The sequence below is a fragment of the Actinospineispora acaciae DSM 45401 genome (assembly GCF_000620785.1).
Taxonomy (GTDB): Bacteria; Actinomycetota; Actinomycetes; order Mycobacteriales; family Pseudonocardiaceae; genus Pseudonocardia; species Pseudonocardia acaciae.
In genome coordinates, this window is the sequence record NZ_JIAI01000001.1 from 1,953,752 (window position 1) to 1,971,216 (window position 17,465).

General features: G+C 72.0%; 17 protein-coding genes. 11 read left to right on the forward strand and 6 right to left on the reverse strand.

Annotated features, from left to right (window positions below; genetic code table 11):
* Window positions 1–229 precede the first annotated feature (229 nt).
* The 8 genes from N912_RS60110 to N912_RS0109535 all read left to right on the forward strand — a co-directional run bounded on the left by N912_RS60110 (window position 230) and on the right by N912_RS0109535 (window position 9,533).
* Window positions 230–1,867, forward strand: a complete 1,638-nt coding sequence (locus N912_RS60110) for an ABC transporter substrate-binding protein (protein WP_169747842.1) — start codon at window positions 230–232, stop codon at window positions 1,865–1,867.
* Window positions 1,864–2,796: an ABC transporter permease gene (locus N912_RS0109505; RefSeq protein WP_028922248.1), complete on the forward strand. Its 933-nt coding sequence runs from the start codon at window positions 1,864–1,866 to the stop codon at window positions 2,794–2,796. Before N912_RS60110 ends, N912_RS0109505 begins: the two co-directional genes overlap by 4 nt.
* On the forward strand, window positions 2,793–3,617 hold the full coding sequence (locus N912_RS0109510) for an ABC transporter permease (protein ID WP_028922249.1): 825 nt from the start codon (window positions 2,793–2,795) through the stop codon (window positions 3,615–3,617). The genes N912_RS0109505 and N912_RS0109510 overlap by 4 nt, the downstream gene beginning before the upstream one ends.
* Entirely contained in the window at window positions 3,614–4,441 is an 828-nt protein-coding gene (locus tag N912_RS50680) for an ABC transporter ATP-binding protein (protein ID WP_084210702.1), read from the forward strand. The genes N912_RS0109510 and N912_RS50680 overlap by 4 nt, the downstream gene beginning before the upstream one ends.
* A gap of 6 nt (window positions 4,442–4,447) precedes the next feature.
* Window positions 4,448–5,431 carry an ABC transporter ATP-binding protein gene (locus N912_RS0109520; protein ID WP_028922250.1) on the forward strand — a complete coding sequence of 328 codons (984 nt, stop codon included), beginning with the start codon at window positions 4,448–4,450 and terminating at the stop codon, window positions 5,429–5,431.
* 26 nt (window positions 5,432–5,457) lie between these two features.
* A complete protein-coding gene (locus tag N912_RS0109525) occupies window positions 5,458–6,870 on the forward strand; it encodes a glycoside hydrolase family 1 protein (RefSeq protein ID WP_028922251.1) in 1,413 nt (470 codons plus the stop codon).
* 72 nt (window positions 6,871–6,942) lie between these two features.
* Window positions 6,943–8,406, forward strand: a complete 1,464-nt coding sequence (locus N912_RS50685) for an APC family permease (RefSeq protein ID WP_051579894.1) — start codon at window positions 6,943–6,945, stop codon at window positions 8,404–8,406.
* Window positions 8,403–9,533, forward strand: coding sequence for a mandelate racemase/muconate lactonizing enzyme family protein (locus N912_RS0109535; protein ID WP_028922252.1), 1,131 nt, complete (start codon window positions 8,403–8,405; stop codon window positions 9,531–9,533). Before N912_RS50685 ends, N912_RS0109535 begins: the two co-directional genes overlap by 4 nt.
* Here N912_RS0109535 and N912_RS0109540 read toward each other — a convergent pair whose 3' ends face one another.
* The 6 genes from N912_RS0109540 to N912_RS0109565 all read right to left on the reverse strand — a co-directional run bounded on the left by N912_RS0109540 (window position 9,534) and on the right by N912_RS0109565 (window position 14,925).
* Complete coding sequence (locus tag N912_RS0109540) at window positions 9,534–10,418, reverse strand: SMP-30/gluconolactonase/LRE family protein (protein ID WP_084210703.1); 885 nt, start codon at window positions 10,416–10,418, stop codon at window positions 9,534–9,536.
* A complete protein-coding gene (locus N912_RS50690) occupies window positions 10,415–11,203 on the reverse strand; it encodes an SDR family NAD(P)-dependent oxidoreductase (protein ID WP_051579895.1) in 789 nt (262 codons plus the stop codon). The genes N912_RS0109540 and N912_RS50690 overlap by 4 nt, the downstream gene beginning before the upstream one ends.
* Window positions 11,200–12,612, reverse strand: coding sequence for a glycoside hydrolase family 1 protein (locus tag N912_RS0109550; protein WP_028922254.1), 1,413 nt, complete (start codon window positions 12,610–12,612; stop codon window positions 11,200–11,202). The genes N912_RS50690 and N912_RS0109550 overlap by 4 nt, the downstream gene beginning before the upstream one ends.
* Complete coding sequence (locus N912_RS50695) at window positions 12,609–13,097, reverse strand: VOC family protein (protein WP_156993309.1); 489 nt, start codon at window positions 13,095–13,097, stop codon at window positions 12,609–12,611. The genes N912_RS0109550 and N912_RS50695 overlap by 4 nt, the downstream gene beginning before the upstream one ends.
* An 86-nt stretch (window positions 13,098–13,183) precedes the next feature.
* Window positions 13,184–13,894, reverse strand: a complete 711-nt coding sequence (locus tag N912_RS0109560) for an HAD-IA family hydrolase (RefSeq protein ID WP_028922255.1) — start codon at window positions 13,892–13,894, stop codon at window positions 13,184–13,186.
* The gene (locus N912_RS0109565; RefSeq protein ID WP_028922256.1) at window positions 13,891–14,925 is read right to left on the reverse strand and encodes a zinc-binding dehydrogenase; all 1,035 of its coding nucleotides are present in this window, start codon (window positions 14,923–14,925) and stop codon (window positions 13,891–13,893) included. The genes N912_RS0109560 and N912_RS0109565 overlap by 4 nt, the downstream gene beginning before the upstream one ends.
* Before the next feature lie 88 nt (window positions 14,926–15,013).
* On the opposite strand from N912_RS0109565, the gene N912_RS50700 reads away from it, so the two are divergent.
* From N912_RS50700 to N912_RS0109580, 3 genes are all read left to right on the forward strand, one after another.
* On the forward strand, window positions 15,014–15,586 hold the full coding sequence (locus N912_RS50700; RefSeq protein ID WP_037063084.1) for a TetR/AcrR family transcriptional regulator: 573 nt from the start codon (window positions 15,014–15,016) through the stop codon (window positions 15,584–15,586).
* A gap of 124 nt (window positions 15,587–15,710) precedes the next feature.
* Window positions 15,711–17,051 carry an MFS transporter gene (locus N912_RS50705; RefSeq protein ID WP_037063086.1) on the forward strand — a complete coding sequence of 447 codons (1,341 nt, stop codon included), beginning with the start codon at window positions 15,711–15,713 and terminating at the stop codon, window positions 17,049–17,051.
* A gap of 14 nt (window positions 17,052–17,065) precedes the next feature.
* The coding region (locus N912_RS0109580) for an SDR family NAD(P)-dependent oxidoreductase (protein ID WP_169747843.1) at window positions 17,066–17,465 on the forward strand (400 nt) is incomplete at its 3' end.

The following is a 17,465-nucleotide window of genomic DNA, read 5'->3' on the forward strand; positions in this document are numbered from 1 at the left end:
AAAGGCTAACCTGAGCCTTCGAAGCTGGTCAAGAGATCCTTCGAATAGTGAAGCTCGTTTCAGATGACCAGAATCTTTCGTTGACCCTCCGAGCGCGGCGAACTTATACTCGCCGGCAACTCGCAGACCGCAAGCGCCTCGGCCCGGGGATCGCCCCGGCGGCCCCCATCCCTCATGCCACATCGACGCACGACCGTCGCTGGACTCAACGTGGAGGCAGGAGATGAGCATGACCCTGCGCGGTCGGGCGTGCGCCTCGTTCTTCGCGCCGGCACTGGCGGTGATGCTGTTGCTCTCGGGGTGCGGCGCGGCGCGGGGCGGCGACCACGGAGCGCGGCAACCGGCCGACGTGCTGTCGGGCGCGTGGGGTGCCGTCCTGCGGCCGGGCGGCACGCCCGAGCGCGGCGGGACGCTCGTCGTCGACCAGTCGGGCGAGCCGAAGACACTGAGCCCGTACCGGATGATGGAGGCACCGGGCACGCCGGAGCTGCAGGTCGGGGCGCAGATGTTCGACCAACTGGTCGAGTACCGGCCGGGCTGGTTCGACCCACAGCCGGGGCTGGCGACGAGCTGGGACGTCAGCCCGGACGGCCTGGCCTACACGTTCCACCTGCGCCCGGGTGTCACGTTCTCCAACGGCATGCCGTTCACCTCGGCGGACGTCCAGTTCACCCTCGACCACGCCCGGGGGCCGGACTCGTTCTTCCGGGACTCGCTCTACGGGGTCATCACCGGGATCCACACCCCGGACCCGCTGACCGCGGTCGTGACGCTGGAGCGGCCGACCCCCGGCTTCGTCTACTCGCTCGGCAACATCGCGGCGTCGATCGTGCCGAAGGCGCTGGTCGAGTCCGAGGGCGCCGCCGCGTTCAACGAACACCCCGTGGGCACCGGGCCGTTCATGCTCAACGAATGGATCAAGGACCAGGAGGCCGACCTGGTCCGCAACCCCACCCACTGGCGCGCTGGACGCCCCTACCTCGACGGGCTCAAGATCCGCGTCACCCCGAACGACAACACCCGCATCCTCAACGTCCTGTCCGGCACCTCGGACGTCGCGGACACCGTCCCGTTCCCGCAGATCAAGACCATCAACGCCAGCGGCAGGGCCAGCGTCCTTGTCGGCGCCGGCGGCGACATGTACGTGATCTGGCCGAACGGCGCGAAGGAGCCGTTCAGCGAGCGGGTCGTGCGGCAGGCGCTGGTCGCGGCGACGCCGGTCAAGGACATCAACGAGGTGGCCTTCGGCGGCGTCGCGCAGATCATGAACACGGTCTATCCGAAGGCGAAGTACTGGAACGAGGCCGCGCCCGGACCGTCCCGGGAGAACGGCAGGGCGTTGCTCGCCAGGTCCTCGGTGCCGGACGGCTTCGCCACGACGATCAACATCGTCGGTACCGACCAGCCGTCCAACCAGGTCGCGCAGATCGTGCAGCAGTCCTGGGCCGCGATCGGCGTCAAGGTCACGATCCAGCGCATGGACAACGCGACGCTCGGCGCCAGGTGGGAGGCGGGCGACCACGACCTGACGATCTTCACGCCGGGGGCGTTCTCCACGGACATCCCGGTCGACGACGAGTTCGCCACGCTGATGTTCGACTCGCCGGCGACGGACAACCTGCACACCTACCTCGACAACCCGACGGCGGCGGCGCTCACCCGGCGGGCCACGACCACGCTGGACGAGGCCGAACGCAAGCGCCTGTTCGACCGGCTCCAGGTCGTGACGATCGACAACCCGCCGGTGATCCCGCTGGTCTACACGCCGAACCGGGCGGCGGTCGGCAACCGCGTGCACGGCTTCAACTACCTGATGGCCGGCAGCTACTGGCGGCTCGACGAAGTGTGGAAGGAGGCCGAGGCGTGACGCGGTTCCTGCTCACTCGCGTCCTCGACATGGTCCCGGTCGTGCTCGGGGTCAGCGTCGCGGCGTTCCTCGTGATCCATCTCGTCCCCGGCGACCCGGCGCGGCTGCTGCTCGGTTTCCGGGCGGACCCGGAGGCGGTCGCCGCGCTCAACCACCGGCTCGGCCTCGACCGGCCGCTGCCGACGCAGTACTGGGACTTCGTCTCCCGCGCCGCGCGGCTCGACTTCGGGGAGTCGCTGCGCAGCACCGACCCGGTGGGCGCGACCATCGCGCGGCGCGGCGTGCCGAGCCTGCTGCTGGTGCTGTACTCGCTGCTGCTGACGGTGGCCATCGCGGTGCCGCTGGCCACCCTCGCCGCAGCCCGCCGCGGCGGCCTGGTCGACCAGGCGATCCGAGTGCTCACCACCGTCACGTTCGTGATGCCCGGCTTCTGGCTGGGCCTGTTGTTGATCGAGCTCGCCAGCCTGCGGCTCGGCCTGCTGCCGACCTCGGGCTACGGCGGCACCCTGACCGAGCACCTCGCCTCGCTGACCTTGCCGGCGCTGACCACGGCGCTCGGGCTGGCGCCGCTGGTCCTGCGCCAGCTGCGCGCGAACGTGATCGACACCCTCGGCGCGGAGTACGTGGAGGCCGCCCGCGCCCGGGGCCTGGGCACCTTCCGCGTCCTGCGCAGGCACGTGGTGCGCAACTCGGTGATGTCGACGGTCACGCTGCTCGGCATCATCGCCGGCGTCCTGCTGAGCGTGAACGTCATCGTCGAGAACGTGTTCGCGATCCCCGGGCTCGGCACGCTGCTGGTGACGGCCGTGTCCCAGCGGGACTACCCGGTCGTCCAGGCGCTGACCCTGTTCTTCGGGCTCGCGGTGGTGTCGGCCAGCCTGCTCACCGACCTGTGCTACGCGCTGCTCGACCCCAGGGTGCGGCTGTGACCGCCCGCGCCGGCACCGCCTCGATGGTCACCGGGCTGTCGCTGGTCGGGGCGGTCGTGCTGGCCAGCGCGGTCGGGCACTTCACCCTGTCGGACCCGAACCTGCAGACCTTCTCCGAGACGCTGCGACCGCCGTCGCCGGCGCACCTGTTCGGCACCGACGACCTCGGCCGGGACGTGATCGCGCGGACGCTCGCCGCGACCTGGCTGGACCTCGCCCTCGCGCTCGGCGCCACCGCGGTGTCGGTCACCGTCGGCATCGTGGTCGGCACCCTGGCCGGCTACCTCGGCGGCTGGCCGGAGCGGGTGAGCCTGCGCGTCGCCGACTTCGTGATCGCGTTCCCGTTCGTGGTGCTGGTGTTGGTGATCATCGCGATCGTCGGGCCGGGGCCACTGGGGATCTTCGCGGCGCTGACCGCGGGCGGCTGGGCCTACTACGCCCGGATCTCCCGCGCCGAGCTGCTGGTGCTGCGCGAGCGGCAGTTCATCCAGGCCGCCCACACGCTGGGGTTCTCCCCGCGCCGGGTGATGTTCCGGCACGCGCTGCCGAACCTGCTGCGCCCCGGCCTGGTGTACTCGATGTCGGACGCCGTGATGAACATCCTGTTCGTCGCGGCGCTGTCCTTCCTCGGCCTCGGCGTCCGGCCGCCCACGCCCGAGTGGGGCGCGATCATCTCCGACGGCCAGGCGTACCTGCTCTCCGCCTGGTGGATCACCACGCTGCCCGGCGTCGTGCTGACACTCGTCGGCCTGGGCTTCACGCTGATCGGCGACGCGCTCGGCGAGCGCCTGGGCACCCGGGTCGAGCGGGTGGCCCGGTGAGCGCGCTGCTGGCCGTGTCCGGGCTGACCATCGGCTTCCCGACCGGCAGCGACCACGAGCTGGCCGTGCGCGGTGTCGGGTTCGAGGTCATGGCCGGCGAGACGCTGGGGATCGTCGGCGAGTCCGGCAGCGGCAAGAGCCTGTCGCTGCGGGCACTGCTGGGGATCGTGCCGGCACCGGGCGTGGTGCTCGGCGGCAGCGCGACCTGGCGCGGCGCCTCCGACCTGCTGACGCTGGGACGGCGCGGGTGGCGCGAGGTGCGCGGCAGGCAGATCGCGATGATCTTCCAGGATCCCCAGGACAGCCTGAACCCGGTCTACACGGTCGGCGACCAGCTCGGCGAGGTGCTGACCCGACGCGCCGGGCTCACCCGCGGGGACGCCCGCCGCCGGGCCGTGGAGCTGCTCACCCGGGTCGGGATCCCGGCGCCCGAGCGCCGCCTGCGGGACTACCCGCACCATCTCAGCGGCGGCATGCGGCAGCGCGTGATGATCGCGATGGCGATCGCCTGCGAGCCGGCGCTGCTGCTCGCGGACGAGCCGACCACGGCCCTCGACGTGACCATCCAGGACCAGATCCTGCGGCTGTTGGCCGACATCCAGGCGGAGTCCGGGATGGCGGCGATCATGGTGTCGCACGACCTCGGCGTGATCGCGCAGTCCTGCGACCGCGTCGCCGTCATGTGCGCCGGCCGCGTCGTCGAGTCCGGCACCGTCGACGAGGTCCTGAGCGCGCCGCGCGACCCGTACACCGCGGGGCTGCTCGCCGCCGTGCCCGCCATGCCGGGCGATCCCCGGCCCGCGCCACCACCGAGGGGCCGGTGACCAACCATGCCGACCGATGAGCCGCTGCTGACGGTGGCCGGCCTAGCGAAGAGCTACCCCGGCCGCCGCGACGTCGTCGACGTTCTGAGGCACCGCCGCCCGCCCAGGCTGGTCGCCCTCGACGGCGTGTCCCTCGAGCTGGGCGCCCGGGAGGCGGTCGGCATCGTCGGCGAGTCCGGCAGCGGCAAGAGCACGCTGGCGAAGTGCCTGGTCCGCCTCGTCGAGCCGGACGGCGGCACCATCAGGTTCGGCTCGCGAGACGTCCGCGCGGCCAGGGGCACCGAGCTGGCCGGGCTCCGCCGCCGCATGCAGCTCATCTACCAGGACCCCTACTCGTCGCTGAACCCGCTGATGTCCGTCGAGCAGGCGGTCTCCGAACCGGCGGTGGTGCACGGGCTGCTGGCGGGGCGGAGCGCGAACGAGCGCGTCGCCGAGCTGCTCGACCTGGTCGGGCTGCCCGCCGAGATCGCCTCCCGCCGCCCGCACCAGCTCTCCGGCGGCCAGCGCCAGCGCGTCGCGATCGCCCGCGCGATGGCCACGAGCCCTCGCCTGCTGCTCGCCGACGAGGCGGTCAGCGCGCTCGACGTCTCGGTCCAGGCGCAGGTGCTGGAGCTGTTCGAGCGGCTGCGCGCGGAGCAGGGCGTCGCGATGCTGTTCATCGCGCACCAGCTCGCCGTGGTCGCGCAGGTCTGCGACCGGATCGTCGTCATGTACCTCGGGCGGATCGTGGAGTCCGGGCCGACGCGCGAGGTCTTCAGGAACCCCGCGCACCCGTACACCGAGGCGCTCCTGCGCTCCCAGCCCGGACGCCACCGCCGCTCCCGCGACACCGAGCCCGCGCTGCGCGGCGAGCCGCCGTCGCCGATGGACATCCCGTCCGGGTGCCGGTTCCGCACCCGATGCCCGATGGCCAGGGAGATCTGCGCGCAGGTCGACCCGGCACCGAGCGTGGTCGGCACCGGGCACACGTCCTGGTGCCACTTCACCTGACAGCGACCTTCGAAAGGACAACAGCCATGGCCAGCACCCTGCGCTTCCCGGACGGGTTCCTCTGGGGCGCCGCGACGTCGTCCTACCAGGTCGAGGGGTACCCGCTCGCGGACGGCGCCGGCCGGTCGATCTGGCACACGTTCGCGCACACCCCCGGCAACATGGTCAACGACGAGAACGGCGACGTGGCCTGCGACCACTACCACCGCTTCCGCGAGGACGTCGCGCTGATGCGCGAGGTGGGGCTCAACGCCTACCACTTCTCGATCAGCTGGCCCCGGGTGCTGCCGGAAGGGGTCGGGCGGGTCAACGCCCTCGGCCTGGACTTCTACGACCGGCTGGTCGACGAGCTGGTCGCGGCCGGCATCTCGCCGGCGATCGTGCTCTACGCCTGGGAGCTGCCCACCGACCTGCAGGACCTCGGCGGGTGGGCGAACCGCGACTGCGCGGAGTGGTTCGGCGAGTACACCTCCGTCGTCTACCGGCGCCTCGGCGACCGCGTCACGCACTGGCTGTCCATGTGTGAGCCGATGTCGATCGCGCACCACGGGCACATCGTCGGCGCGCTCGCGCCCGGCATGCGCGACCTCTACACCGGCCTCAAGGTCGGCCACCACCTGATGCTCGGCCACGGCCGCGCGGTGCAGGCGTTCCGGGCCAGCGGCGGCATCGGCGAGTTCGGCATCATCAACGCGCAGGCCGACATCCAGGCCGCCTCCGACAGCGACGCCGACCGGGCCGCCGCCGAGCGCGTCGACACGCACTTCAACGCGCTGTTCCTGGACCCGATCATGCGCGGGGAGTACCCGCCCGCCGCCGTCGAGTGGCTGGGCGAGGCGTTCCCCGAGGTCCGCGACGGCGACCTGGACATCATCTCCACGCCGATGGACTTCATCGGGATCGACTACTACTGCCGCACGGTGGTCGCGGACGACCCGGACGGCAGTGGCGTGGGCGGCAAGGCCGAGGAGATCGGCGCGGCCGGCCCGCTGGACTCCGGGATGGCGCGGCTGCTGAAGGTCCGCGTGGTGGCGCCGGACGGGCCGTTCACCGACATCGGCTGGGAGATCACGCCGGACAGCCTCGGCAACGCCCTGCGCTGGCTGCGCGACCGCTACGACAACCCGCCGGTCGTGATCACCGAGTTCGGCGCCGCGTTCCGCGACGAGGTCGGCCCGGACGGCGCCGTGGACGACCCGAAGCGGCTGGCCTACCTGCGCGACCACGCGGCGGCCGCGCACGCCGCGATCGAGGACGGCGTCGACCTGCGCGGCATCTTCATCTGGTCGTTCATCGACACCTACGAGTTCAACCTCGGCTACGACGCGCGCTTCGGGCTGGTCCGGGTGGACTACAAGACCCTGGACCGAACCGTGAAGTCCTCCGGGCGGTGGTGGGGCGCGGCGGCGCGGGCCAACGGTTTCGACGTCATTTCATGATGTGACTCTTTGATTGACAATGTGTTATCCCCTTCCTAATCTCCCCGCAGGTACCGGAGAGGCAGTGCAGCCATGACGACACCAGCATCCGAGCCCGCGAACCACGACACCGGGCTGGCCAAGGGCAGTGTGAGCGCGGTCCAGGTCGCGGTGGTCTCGATCGCGGCGAGCGGGCCGGCGGCGAGCGTGGCGCTGACGTTCCCGCAGATGGCCGGCTTCGCCGGCAAGGCGATGGTGTTCACGCTGATCCTCGCGCTGGTCATCATCGTGACGCTGACCAACACCTTCGCGGAGTTCACCAAGCGGATCCCGTCCGCCGGCTCGCTGGTCGCGTGGAACTCGGCGGGGCTGGGCTCCAACGTGGGATTCGTGTTCGGCTGGTTCTTCGTCGGCGGCTACCTGATGATCGGCGCCACCGGGGTCGCCGCGTTCGGCGGGTTCACCAGCAACTTCCTTCGCGACAGCTTCGGCGTCTCGGTCCCGTGGTGGGTGTTCTCCGCGTTCTGCGCCGGCTACGTGATCGTGCTGGCCTGGCGGGGCGTCGCGCAGACCGTGCGGTCCGCGGTGATCCTGCTCGGCATCGAGGTGGGCGTGCTGTTGCTGCTCGCGCTGTGGCTGGTGCTCTCCGGGCACACCGCGCCGGACCCCGAGCCGTTCGACCCCGGGGCGTCCTCCGGCGGCTGGCCGGGGATCGGGCTGGCGATCGGGTTCGGCGTGCTGGCCATGGTCGGCTACGAGGAGGCCGCCACGCTGGCCGAGGAGGCCACCGACTCGCGCCGCTCGGTGTCGCGGGGGCTGTGGATGGCCGGCGTCGGCACCCCGGTGTTCTTCCTCGTCGTCGGGTACGTGCTGGTGGCCAGCTACGGCCCGGCCAAGGAGTTCGCCGCCGACCCGCTCGCGGCCGAGACGCTGGCCACCCGGGTCTGGGGCGGGTTCGGCGGGGTGGTCTCGGTGGTCGTCATCGTCAGCTCGCTGGCGCTGGCCCAGACCTCGCTCAACGCCGGCATCCGGGTCATCTACTCGCTGGGCCAGGTCCGGTTGCTGCCGGCGGTGTTCGCCCGCACCCACCCCCGGTTCCGCACCCCGGGCGCCGCGACGGTGCTGTTCTCCGTGCTGGTGCTGCCGCTCGCGTTCGTCGGCTCCGCGCTGGCCGGGCCGCTCACGCTGTTCGGCTACTACGGCTTCATGACGGCCATCGCGTTCCTGGTGGTCTACGCGCTGACCAACGTGGCGCTGGTCCGCTACGTGCGCCGCCACGACCGGGCCACGTTCTCCTGGCCCCGGCACGTGCTGGTGCCGCTGGTCGCGCTGGCCGGCGTGCTGTACCCGCTCTACCGGACCGTCAGCCCGCTGCCCGACGCGCCGTACCCGCTGCTCACCGCCGTGGTCGCGGGGTGGGCCGGGCTGGGCGTCGCGCTGCTGGTCTACGTGCGCGCCTCCGGAAAGGCGGACGTCGACCGGGTCGCCCGCGCCTTCGCGGCGGTGGGCGCCGACACCCCGGAGCAGGACGCACGAGAGGAGCACCCCGCCCGATGATCGGTCGAGTCGACGCGTTCCCACTGGTCTACGCCGAGCCGCACTACCGGGGCATGGAGCGGTGCGTGACGCTCGCGCGGGTCGAGACCGACGACGGCGTGGTCGGCTGGGGCGAGGCCATCTCCCAGTTCCCCGAGGCGTCGGCGGCGACCAAGGTGCTGGTGGACGACGGGTTCGCGCCGCTGGTGGTGGGCCGCGACCCGCTCGAGGTGGAGCGGATCTGGCACTCGATGTGCGAGCACGCCTACTGGTACGGGGTGGAGGGCATCGCGGCGTTCGCGATCAGCGCCATCGACATGGCCCTGTGGGACCTCAAGGGCAAGCTGCTCGGCCGGCCGGTGGCCACCCTGCTCGGCGGCCGGCTCCGGTCGGAGCTACCGGCCATGGCGTCGATCATCTTCGACATGGACGACCTGGACTGGACGCTCGCGGAGTTCCAGGCCTTCCGCGAGCGCGGCTACCGGATCACCAAGGCCGGCTGGGGCATGCGCCCGGACTCCCTGTTCGGCGCCGACCGCGCCCGCGACCTGCGCTACCTCACCGAGATCCGCCGGGTCCTCGGGCCGGACATCGCGCTGGTCGCTGACACCCCCGGGGCGAAGGGGCTGTGGGACGTCAAGACGGCGATGCGCCGGCTGCGCGAGTGGGAGGAGTTCGACCTGCGCTGGGTCGAGCAGCCGCTGCGGCCCAGCGACCTGCGCGGATACGCCCGGCTGCGGGACGCGACGGTGACGCCGGTGGGTACCGGCGAGGACGAGTGGAGCCCAGAGAGCTACCAGCGGGTGATCGATGCCGGGGCCGCCGACGTGCTCCAGCTCGACCCCGGCCGCTGCCTGGGCATCACCGGCTGCCGCGAGACCATCAAGCTCGTGGAGGCGGCCGGCCTGTCGTACAGCATGCACAGCTGGAGCGGCGCCCTGAACACCGCCGCCAGCATGCACCTGCTCGCCATCTCTCCCAACGGCGACACCCTGGACTTCAAGCCGCACGAGTCCCCGCTGCAGCACGACCTCGTCGACGACCCGTTCGCGCCGACCGACGGCATGCTCGCCGTCCGCGACCGACCCGGCCTGGGTGTCACGGTCCGCCAGGACGCCGTCGAGCGGTACGCCCTCGGCCGAGGCTGATCAGGCCTTGCGACGGATCGCGCCCCGGGAGAGCCTGCGGCCGGGGTAGTCGAGCTGGACGCGGAGCAGGCGGCCGGTCGCGGGCGCCGGGTCGTCGGCCGGGGCGGCGTCGGGCTCGCCGAAGTCGGTGACGTACAGGGTCGATCCGGCGAAGACGCAGTTCTGCGGCTGCCCGCCGGTGGGGATGAAGCCGGCGCGGGCGCCGTCCGGGGACAGCACGTGCACGCCGCCGGCGCCGACGTCGGCCACGTGCAGCCGGCCGTCCACGGCGAGCTTCACCCCGTCCGGGACCGCCCCGGGCGGCAGCGTGGCCAGCAGCTCGACCCGGCCGCCGGGGCGTAGCCGGCGCAGCCGCCTCGGGTAGGTCTCGGTCCAGATCAGCGAGCCGTCCGGGGCGCAGGCCACGCCGTTCGGATAGACCGGCCCGGCCTGGACCACCACCGACGCCGAGCCGTCCGGCTCGATCACGCACACCCGCCCGTCGACCGGCCGGGACGGGTCGTAGTCGCCGGGGTCGGTGAAGTAGAGCCGCCCGTCCGGGCCGAAGGCGAGGTCGTTCGGTGCCTGGAGCGGCACTCCCGCCACGGAGTCGAGCACCACCTCCGGCGCGCCGCCCTCGCGTACCCGCTGGATGCACGGCAGCGTCTGGACCGGCGCGCGCCACGGCCCGGCCTTGCCGCCGGTCTGGGTCACGTACGCCCCGTCGCGGCCCAGGGCGCAGGCGTTCGGGCCGCCGCCGACCTCGGCGAACACGTGCAGACCGCGCCGGGGGCTCCACGCCGCCAGGCGGCCGAGGAACGTCTCGACGAACACGACGCGGCCGTCCGGCAGCAGGTCCGGTCCTTCCGGGTTGCCGATCCCGGTGGCGAGCACCTCCACCGTCATCGGCCGACCGAGGGCGCGTCCGGGTCGCCGCTCCACGGCACCCAGCCGAACGCGGTCCAGCCCCCGTCCGGGGCGATGACCTGGCCGGTCAGGTAGCGCGAGCGGTCACAGGCCAGGTAGAGCACCGCCTCGGCCTGCTCCTCGGGCTGGGCGAACCGGCCCAGCGGGGTGTGCCGCAGGTAGGTGTCGACGTCGATCAGGCCCTGGTCGATCGCCTCCCGGACCATCTCGGTCTCGGTGTTGCCCGGCGCCACCGCGTTGACCCTGATGCCGTAGGACGCCCACTCGGTGGCCAGCACCTTCGTCATCGAGATCACCCCGGCCTTGGCCGCGCTGTAGGCCAGCCGCATCGGGAACGCCACCAGCCCGTTGATCGACGACACGTTCACGATCGCCCCGCCGCCGCCCTCGCGCATCGCCCTGCCGAACTCGCGGCTGCACAGGAACACGCCGGTGACCATGACGTCCAGCGACGCGCGGAAGTCGGACACCGGGAAGCTCATGCTCGGGCCGAGGCGGCCGATGCCGGCGTTGTTGACCAGCACGTCCACCCCGCCGAGGTCGTCGACCACCCGCCGGGCCACGTCGACGACCCCGGCCTCGTCGGTCACGTCCAGCCGGTAGGCGCGCGCGTCGCCGCCGAGCCGGGCGCGGGTGTCCTCCGCCCCGTCCAGGTCCAGGACGGCCACCCGACCGCCCTCGGCGGCGAACCGGGCGGCAACCGCCGCACCGATCCCCCGACCGCCGCCGGTCACCACGCAGACCCGCCCGTCCAGCTCGCTCACGACGGCAGCCCGTTCGCGGCGACGACGTCGCGGAACCAGTACCCGGAGTCCTTGATCGTGCGCTGCTGGGTCTCGTAGTCGACCCGGATCAGCCCGAACCGGGTGCCGTAGCCGAGGTTGAACTCGTAGGTGTCCAGCAGCGACCAGACGAACATCCCGCGCAGGTCGACGCCCGCCTCGATGGCCCGGTGCGCGGCCTTGACGTGGTCGGCGAGGTAGTCGATGCGGGCCCGGTCGTGCACCCGGCCGTCCTCGGTGACCGTGTCGGCGAACGACGCGCCCAGCTCGCCGATGAAGATCGGCGGGCCGCCGTACCGCTCGTGCACCCAGGTGAGCTGGCGCGCCAGCCCGTCCGGCACGATCTCCCAGCCCAGGTCGGTGGTCGGCCGCGTCGGCGGCAGCGCCCGCACCCGCAGCAGCCGCTCCACGCCGGCGTCCAGCGGACCCGCCGCGCCGATGTCCTCCACCCGGCGCTCTCCGCCGCCACTGCCGTCGTCACAGCCCGCGACCGCGTCGGCCACCACCGAGTGCGAGTAGTAGCTGAAGCCCAGGAAGTCCAGCGGCGCCGAGATCGTCGCCATGTCCCCGTCCGCGACCTCCGGCCAGGCGTCGCCGAACCAGTCCACCATCGACTCCGGGTACTCGCCGCGCACGATCGCGTCCAGGTACAGGGTGTTGACGTAGGCGTTCGTCCGGTCCGCCGCGGCGAGGTCGGCGTCCGAGCCCGTGGCCGGCAGGATGTCGGTCAGCGCGTGGTAGTTGCCGATCTGGCCGGTGGCTCCGCTGGCCCGGAACGCCTGCACCGCGCGGCCCTGCCCGAGCAGCAGGTGGTGCGCGGCGCGCAGCCCGGCGTAGATGTCCCGGATGCAGGGCGCCAGCTCGCCGAGCACGTAACCGAAGTGCGCCACCGAGGCCGGCTCGCAGATGGTGAACCAGTGCGTCGCCCGGTCCCCGATGCGGCGGTAGACGGCCGAGGCGAAGTCGCCGAACCACTCAGCGCAGTCCCGGTTGGCCCATCCGCCCCTGTCCTGGGCGGCGCCGGGCAGCTCCCACACGTGCAGCACCGGCACCGGCGCGATGCCCGCCTCCAGCAGCGCGTCGACCAGCGCGTCGTAGAAGTCCAGGCCCTTGTGGTTGACCGCGCCGTGCCCGTCCGGCACCACCCGCGACCACGGCACCGAGAACTGGTAGCCGCCAAGGCCCAGCTCCCGCATCAGCGCCACGTCCTCGCGGAACCGGTGGTAGTGGTCGGCGGCCACGTCGCCGGTGGCCCCGTCCAGCGTGTTGCCCGGGGTGTGCGCGAAGCGGTGCTGGATGGACGGGCCGCCGCCGTCGGCCAGCGGCGAGCCCTCGATCTGGTAGGCCGAGGTGGCCGCGCCCCAGAGGAACCCGTCGGGGAACGCGGTCATCGCGCGCCCGCCCGGCCGGGGCGGAAGCTGTCGTCGGAGCGGCGGTCGGTCTCGACCAGCTCGACCCGGATGCCGTCCGGGTCCTTCAGGTACACCAGCTTGCCGCCCTTGTTCGGGCCGGCCGTCGGGGTCTCGAGCTCGGAGACGAACTCCACGCCCTCGGCCAGCAGCCGCCGGTGCAGCTCCTCCAACCCGTCGACGAACAGGCAGAAGTGCGCCGTGCCGGGGTTCGCCGTGGCCGGGTCGACCGGGGTGCCGGCGGCCCCTCGGTACTCCAGGATCTCCAGGAACACCTCGGAGCCCGGGATGCGCAGGATGGCGATCTCCAACCTCACCCCGTCCGGGCAGCCCACCACGCGCTGCACGTACGGCTCGGACTTGGCGAACCGGGACACGGGCTCGAAGCCGAGGCGTTCGGCATAGAACCGTGCCGAGCGGTCGACGTCGCGCACCTGTATGCCTATGTGATCACACCCGGCGATCATCAGCCTCACCAGCCTTCGCGCGGAAATTTCACGTCATGAAATCTAATTAGGCAGTATGAAGAGGCTAGCAACGCGCTCTGAGCGCATCAACCCTGGCCAGCCGCGGCGCTGAGCTCGGCCAGCGTGCCGAAGTGGTAGTCGGGCACGGCGACCGAGCTCGGGGCGGGCGTGGCGCCGAAGCCGTCGCGCCCGCGGCGCCGTTCGATCCAGCAGGTCGCATACCCGAGCCGCCGCGCCACCCCGATGTCGTGGTACTGGCTCTGCGCCACGTGCAGCACGTCGGACCGGCCGATGTCGAGCACGCTCAGCCGGCCCTGGCAGTAGGCGAACACCCTCGGATCGGGCTTGTTCGCCCCGACCTCCTCCGCGGTGACCGAATCGTCGAAGGGGTCCCCGAGCGTGCGGCTCATCGCCCGCAGCGCCGCATTGTCCGCATTGGTCACGGCGACCAGGCGGAACCGGCGATGCAGCCCGGCCAGCGCCTCCGGTGCGTCGGGGAACGCCGGCCACGCCGAGATGGACCGCCGCAACGGACTCGGGTTCCCGCGACCGTCCAGGCCGGGCAGGTCGAGCCGGGCCGCCAGCCGCGTCGAGATCGGGTCCAGCATCTGGGTGAACGGCAGCTCCGGTGTGCGCCGTTGCTGCTCGCCCTCCTCGACGCCGAACGCCCGGAGAATCTCCTCACCGTCCCATGCCGACCCGGCCACCCGGCGCACGCACTCCACGATGCCGGCCTCGAAGTCGATCAGTGTCCCGACCACGTCGAAGGTCAGCGCCCGGAATCCGCGCAGGTTCACGGCTCCACCACCAGCTTGCCGACGAAGTCCTTGGACCCGAAGTGCTGCTGCGCGGCCGCGAGGTCGGCCAACGGGTACCGGGCGGCCACCAGCGGACGGAACGCACCGCGACCAACCAGGTCGACGACCGAGGCGAAGTCCTCGTGGGTGCCGAACGACGACCCGATCAGCGTGAGCTGGCGCAGGTAGACGGTCCGCAGGTCGGTCTCGACCAACGGCCCGGCGATCGCGCCCGCCACGACATAGCGGCCCAGGGGCGCGAGGACCCGCAGCAGGTCGCCGTACGACGGGCCCGCCACCACGTCGGCGACGACGTCGACCTCGTCGATCCCGACCGCGGCCAGCGCGGACGGGAGATCGGCGTCCCTGGCCACGACCTCGTCCGCGCCGATATCCCGGATCGCCGGGTGCTTCGCGGCCCCGGCGACCGCCACCACCCGCGCCCCGAGGGCCTTGGCGATCTGCACCAGCGACGACCCGACCCCGCCGGACGCGCCGGTCACCAGCACCGTCTCGCCCTTCCGTAGCCCCGCGCGCCCGAGCATCCGCATGGCGGTGGTGGCCGCGGTCGGCAGCGTCGCCAGCTCCGCGAACGACAGCGAACCCCCGACCGCGTGGGCGTTGCGCGCCGGCACGGTCACCAGCTCGGCGAACCCGCCATCGCGCTCGCTGCCGAGGTAGTCGGTGGTGACCAGGGCGCGCTCGCCGCCGTCGTAGATCATCGGATCGACCAACACCCGCTCGCCCAGCCGCGCCGGCGACACCCCGGCACCGACCTGGTCGATCTCGCCGGCCACGTCGGCGCCCTGGATGCGCGGGAAGCCGAACGACGACCGGCGCCATCCGGTCCGCGCGCCCGGATCGTCCGGCGAGCCGTAGGCGCCCTCGCGGGTCCAGATGTCGGTGTTGTTCAGCGACGCCGCCCGTACCCGCACCCGCACCTCGCCGGGACCCGCGACCGGATCCGGGACGTCCGTCCGGAACTCCAACGCCTCCGGTCCGCCGTAGCGCGTCAGTAGCACGGCCTTCATCGTCACCCCTCCGGTATACCGATCGGTTTACTCCAGGAGACCAGTCGACCCGCTCGAAGTCAACCCACCGGTCGGTATACTCGCCGCCATGTCCGTCGCCGCCCCCAGGACAGCTGCCGGGCGCCGCCTGCTCGAGTCCGCCTCGGCGCTGTTCTACCGGGACGGGATCACCGCCGTGGGCGTCGCCGGGATCGCGGATGCCGCCGGCGTCACGAAGAAGACCCTCTACGACTGCTACGGCTCGAAGGCCAACCTGGTCGCGGCCTACCTGACGCACCGGCACGAGACCTGGTGGGCCTACCTGCAACACCGCCTGGCCGACGCGCCCGCGCCACGCGTGCTCGCCGTGGTCGACGCCTACCTCGAGCACCCTCGGCTCGATCTCGACCGGGGATGCGGGTTCCAGCGGGGCGCCGCCGAACTGCCGGAGGGACACCCCGGCCTCGCCGTCATCCGCGACCACAAGGCCGCCGTCCGAACCGAGATCGCCCGGCTGCTGGCCGACGACCTCCCGGAGGCCCGCGACGTCGACCGCCTGGCCGAACACGTCTACCTGCTGCTGGAGGGCGCCGCGTTCCAACGCGGGATCGACGGACACCCCCAGGCCCTGCACCGAACGCGAGGGCTCGTCAGTGACCTCGTGACGCACGCCGACCACTGATCCGCCCTGCTCATGTATCGATGACGGCTGCCGTGTAAATGTCCAACCTTGACACTTTCGGCTAAGTTCCTACACTTCTCGTACGCCGCGACGACGCGGTGGACGCCAACTCCCGGGAGTCCTCATGGCCACGGCCGCCCGCACTTCCGCACCCTCGATCCGCAAGGTCGCCCTGGCGAGCTCGATCGGCACCCTGGTCGAGTACTTCGACTTCTTCATCTTCGGCACGGCCTCGGCGCTGGTCTTCAACAAGCTGTTCTTCCCGTCGCTGGACCCGCTGGCCGGCACCCTCGCCTCGTTCGCCACGTTCGGGGTGGCGTTCTTCGTGCGGCCGTTGGGCGGGGTGGTCTTCGGGCACTTCGGCGACCGGGTCGGGCGCAAGACGATGCTGGTCGTGAGCCTGCTGACGATGGGCGTCGGAACGGCGATCGTGGGACTGCTGCCGACGTACGAGCGGATCGGCATCTGGGCGCCGATCCTGCTGGTCCTCACCCGCATGCTGCAGGGCGCGGCGGTCGGCGGGGAGTGGAGCGGCGCGGTGCTGATGGCCGCCGAGCACGCCCCCCGGCGCAAGCGGGCGTTCTACAGCAGCTGGCCGCAGGCCGGGGTCCCGGCGGGGCTCGTGCTGGCCACGGCGTCGTTCTACCTGGTCGAGCAGCTTCCGCCGGACGCGATGATGAGCTGGGGGTGGCGGGTGCCGTTCCTCGCGAGCGCCGTGCTGGTGCTGATCGGCCTCTACATCCGGGCGCGGATCGAGGAGTCGCCGGCGTTCCGGTCCGTGCGCGACAGCGGGCAGGTGTCGCGGTTCCCGGCGGCCGAGGTCCTGCGCTCGGGGAAGAGGTCCGTGCTCATCGCCATCCTGTCGATGGCGGCCAACAGCGTCTTCTTCTACACCGCCACCGTGTTCGCGCTGCGGTATGCCTCGCAGGAGGGCGGAGCCCAACGCGGCACCGTCCTGCTGGCGGTCATGGTTGCCGCGCTGCTGCTGATCGTCACGATGCCGATCACGGCGTTACTCGCCGACCGGTACGGCCGCCGGCCGGTGTTGCTCGCGGGAGCGGTGTTCGGGACAGCGGCGGCGTTCCCGTTCTTCCTGCTGCTCCACACTGGCAGCACCATCGCCATCCTGGCGGCGATGGTGATGGCGCTGCCGATCGCGCACAGCCTGCTGTACACGCCGCTGTCGGCGTTCATGCCGGAGCTGTTCGAGACCCGGATGCGCTACTCCGGCTCGGCGATCGGCTATCAGATCGGAGCCATGCTGTTCAGCGGCCCCACCCCGTTCGTCGCGACGGCGCTGTTCGCCTGGGCCGGCGCGGCCTGGCCGCTTGCGCTCTACCTGATGTTCGGTGCCGTGCTGACGCTGGCGGGCGTGTACGCGGCACGCGAGACCTACCACGACGACCTCAGGGACACCCCGGAACCGGTAAGAACCAGCGAGTCACCCGCCACAACGTCCGCGTGAGAGCAGGAGGCGTCGTGAAACACGTCATTGTGACCGGTGCGGCGGGTGGGATCGGCTCCGCCGCGGTGGATGAGCTGTTGGCCGGTGGGTTCGCGGTCACCGCGATCGACCTGTCCACCGACGCGCTCGACCGGCTCCCGCACCACGCGCGCCTGCTGCCGGTCGCGGCCGACGTCACCGACAGCGGCGAGGTCGCCCACGCCGTCGCGGCCGGCATCGAACACCACGGCGCCCCGTACGGACTGCTCAACATCGCCGGCAACAACCGACTCGGCCCACTCGAAGACATCACCGACCAGGACTGGCACTTCCTCATCGACGCCAACCTGACCAGCACCTTCCTCATGTGCCGAGAAGTCATGCCACACATGCGCCCCGCCGGCGGACGAGTGGTCAACACCGCATCCATCTTCG